The organism is Xanthobacter sp. BG11Y11_SDJG, from assembly GCF_057364445.1.
Genome location: NZ_JBNFNU010000392.1, coordinates 1 through 3,981, shown reverse-complemented (window position 1 = coordinate 3,981; position 3,981 = coordinate 1). Strand labels below are relative to the sequence as shown.

The window sequence follows — 3,981 nt, the reverse complement described above, 5'->3', positions numbered from 1 at the left end:
CGACCCCCGGCGCCGCGCGCGCCGTCGCGGCGCGCTCCGACGTGACCGCGCGCCGGGGTGATCTCCTGGCTCACCCAGGCGACCTTCCTGCTGCAGGATGCCGACCACGATTTCTACCGCCGCTTCATGCGCTCTTTGGCCCGGCAGGTGCGCCAGCTGCGCCGCGCCGCGGGCGAGGCGCCGGACGGCTATCCGCGCCTTCTTTCGCTCTTGGCCCTCACCTTCGCCGGCCTGTGCATGTCCGACCAGGGACGCCTCATGAAGGCGGCCGAGCGGCGCCTCGCCGAGGAGCTGGAGCGCCAGATCCTGCCCGACGGCGGCCCGCTCTCGCGCAATCCCGGCATGCTGATCGACCTGCTGCTGGACCTGCTCCCGCTGCGCCAGGCGTTCGCCGCCCGCAACCTGCCGGCGCCGCCGGAGATGATGAACGCGGTCGACCGGATGATGCCGATGCTGCGCTTCTTCCGGCACGGCGACGGCGCGTTCGCGCACTTCAACGGCATGGGCCACACGGCGGCGGACCAGCTCGCCACCATCCTCGCCTTCGACGACGCGCGCGGCGCGCCGGTGGCGAATGCGCCCTTTAGCGGCTACCAGCGCCTGGAGGGCAAGGGCTGCGTGCTGATCGCCGACACCGGCACGCCGCCGCCGGTGCCGGTGAGCTGGGAGGCGCATGCCAGCTGCCTCTCGTTCGAATTCTCCTCCGGCCGCTGCCGCATGGTGGTCAATTGCGGCGTGCCGGCCACCGGCCGCGATACCTGGCGGCAGGTGGCGCGCGCGACCGCCGCCCATTCCACGGCGGTGATCGCCGACACCTCCTCGTGCCGCTTCCTCCAGAGCGCGCAGGCGAGCCGCATCATGGGCGTGCCGATCATCGCCGGGCCGCGCACCGTGGACGTGCAGCGCGGCGCCCGCTCCGGCGCCGTGGTGATGCGGGCGAGCCACGACGGCTATCTCGCCGCCTTCGGCATCGTCCACCAGCGCTCGTTCCGCCTCGCGGTGGACGGCGGCCGGCTCGACGGCGAGGACGTGTTCCGCGCCGGCGCCGACGGGGCGGCGACGCCGGAAGCGCCCTTCGCCGTGCGCTTCCATCTCCATCCGAGCGTCCGAGTGGAGCGGCTCGACGATCCCCATACCGCCTTGCTCAGCCTTCCCAACGGCGAGGCCTGGGCGTTCGCCGCCCCGCACGTGACCCTGGCGGTGGAGGAGAGCGTCTATCTCGCCGCGCCCGGCGGGCCGCGCCGCACCGCCCAATTGGTGCTCGCCGGCTCCACGGCGCACACGCCGCGCCTGATCTGGACCTTCGTGCGCACCCGCGAGCGGCGACCCCCGCCGCCGGCGCGTCCCCGGCGTCCCGCCCGCTGACGGACGCTTCCGCCCCGGCGCCAATGGTGATAGGCGAGCGGCGATCCGGTGCGCCCCCGGCGTGCCGCAACGTCCTTCGCGCCTCCCCGCTTGCCCGGCCGGTCTCCGGCCGCAGGCGGCGGCGCCACCATCCGGAGCCGCTTATGTCCGCCTATATCCGTCCCGTCACCCGCGCTTTGATCTCGGTGTCGGACAAGACCGGGCTGGTGCCGTTCGCCACCGCCCTCGCCAAGGGCGGCGTGGAGCTGGTGTCCACCGGCGGCACCCGCAAGGCGCTGGCCGACGCCGGCCTCGACGTGAAGGACGTGTCCGACCTCACCGGCTTTCCGGAGATGATGGACGGGCGGGTGAAGACCCTGCACCCGAAGGTGCATGGCGGCATCCTCGCCATCCGCGCCGATGCCGGGCACCAGGCCTCGCTCGCCGAGCACGCCATCGCCCCCATCGACCTGGTGGTGGTCAATCTCTACCCGTTCGAGGCAACGGTGGCGCGCGGCGCCGACTTCGACGAGACCATCGAGAACATCGACATCGGCGGCCCGGCTTTGATCCGCGGCGCCGCCAAGAACCACCACGACGTGGCGGTGGTGGTGGACGCGGCCGACTACGAGGCGGTGCTGAAGGAGATCGCCGAACACGGCGGCACCACGCTGGCGCTGCGCCGGCGTCTCGCCCAGGCCGCCTATGCCCGCACCGCCGCCTATGACGCCGCCATCTCCAACTGGTTCGCCGGCGAATTGAAGCTCGACGCCCCGCCTTATCGCGCCTTCGGCGGCAAGCTTCTGGAGGCGTTGCGCTACGGCGAGAACCCGCACCAGAGCGCGGCCTTCTACGCCTCCGGCGAGAACCGGCTCGGGGTGGCCACGGCGCGCCAGGTGCAGGGCAAGCAGCTTTCCTTCAACAACATCAACGACACCAACGCCGCCTTCGAGGCGGTGGCCGAGTTCCCGCCGGCGCGTACGGCGGCGGTGGTGATCGTCAAGCACGCCAATCCCTGCGGCGTCGCCGAGGGCGCCTCGCTCGCGGACGCCTATCGCAAGGCGCTGGCCTGCGACCCGGTCTCGGCCTTCGGCGGCATCATCGCCGTCAACCGCACGCTGGATGCCGAGGCGCGCGGGCCATGGTGGAGATCTTCACCGAGGTGATCGTCGCCCCCGACGCCACCGAGGAGGCGATCGCCGTGGTGGGCGCCAAGAAGAACCTGCGCCTGCTCATCACCGGCGGCCTGCCGGACCCGCGCGCCGCCGGCCTCGACGTGCGCACGGTCGCGGGCGGGCTCCTGGTGCAGGGCCGCGACAATGCCAGCGCCGACGACGTGGAGCTGAAGGTGGTGACGAAGCGCGCGCCGAGCGCGCAGGAGCTGGCAGACCTGCGCTTGCCTTCCGGGTCGCCAAGCACGTGAAGTCGAACACCATCGTCTATGCCAAGGACGGCGCCACGGTGGGCATCGGCGCCGGGCAGATGAGCCGGGTGGATTCGGCGCGCATCGCCGCCCGCAAGGCCGAGGACGCGGCCGAGGCGGCGGGCCTGCCCGAACCGCTGACGAAGGGCTCGGTGGTGGCGTCCGACGCCTTCTTCCCGTTCGCGGACGGGCTGCTCGCGGCGGTGGCGGCGGGCGCGACGGCGGTGATCCAGCCGGGCGGCTCCATGCGCGACCAGGAGGTGATCGACGCCGCCGACGCCGCCGGCCTCGCCATGGTGTTCACCGGCGTGCGCCACTTCCGCCACTGAGCGGCGGGCGCGCTCCGAGGTCATGCCCGGCCCGCGTGCCGGCCTCGCCGTGCCGGTTCAGCCTTCGGTGAGCTGGCGGATGATGCGCCGCGACAGGTAGTGCGGGCCCTCGAACACGTAGGTCTCGATGCCGCGATAGGTGTCGAGCTGGGGCCTCAGTTCCTGCGCGGTTGCGGCCCTCAGGCCGCCGGAGCCGTCCGGGCGGAATGCCTCGGCGATCAGGATGACGCGCTCCGGCCCGAGCCGCACCCGCATCGCCTCCACATACTGGCGGGCGGATTCGGCGGTGCGCATGTGGCCGCCGAGGCCGTCCTGCAGCATCACGCCCACGTCCTTCGGCAGGAAGCTCGCCAGCCAGTCGCCGAGCGCGGCGCCGCCGACATTGGAATTGTCGTAGCAGCTCACCCAGAGCGGCCGCGGGATGTCGGCGAGCAGCGGCCCCATCTGCGCGGCGTCCTGCCAGGTGGGGTCGATCTCCACCGGGAAGTAGAAGGCGGACGGCTTGAACGGCAGCCGGGCGCGCGCGACCTTGGCCGAGAGCGCGGCGAGCTTTGCCACATCGCGCCGGGCATTGGGCTCGTTGCCGTAGGAGGCGAGGCCCATGACGATCTTCTTGGCCCAGGGCTCGCGCTGGATGCGGCGCCAGTTGGGCGCGTCCTCGATGGTGGGCAGGTCGAGCAGGTTGGGGATGAAGGACACCCCGTCCAGCACCGACCATTGCAGCATCAGCGTGTGGGCGCCAAGCCGCTCCCACTCGCCGTGCGGGTCCAGCATGGAGGCGAGCAGCTGCCAGACAATGCCGTCCATCAGGTCCCGCGTGGGCAGGTCGATGCTGGCGGTGGGTCTCCGAGCCGGGCTCCGCCGGCGGCGCGCGGCGGTTGCGGT

The 3,981-nt window shown here is 72.6% G+C and carries 2 protein-coding genes and 1 pseudogene; 2 read left to right on the top strand and 1 reads right to left on the bottom strand.

What is annotated here, in order from left to right; translation table 11 throughout:
- Positions 1-57 precede the first annotated feature (57 nt).
- Positions 58-1,365, top strand: a complete 1,308-nt coding sequence (locus tag AC2W7M_RS21430; RefSeq protein ID WP_486134752.1) for a heparinase II/III family protein — start codon at positions 58-60, stop codon at positions 1,363-1,365.
- A 143-nt stretch (positions 1,366-1,508) separates the two neighbouring features.
- A pseudogene (gene purH, locus AC2W7M_RS21425) lies at positions 1,509-3,096 on the top strand (bifunctional phosphoribosylaminoimidazolecarboxamide formyltransferase/IMP cyclohydrolase).
- A 57-nt stretch (positions 3,097-3,153) separates the two neighbouring features.
- On the opposite strand, the gene AC2W7M_RS21420 reads toward purH, so the two are convergent.
- On the bottom strand, positions 3,154-3,981 hold an 828-nt coding region (locus AC2W7M_RS21420; RefSeq protein WP_486134751.1), incomplete at its 5' end, for an alpha-amylase family protein.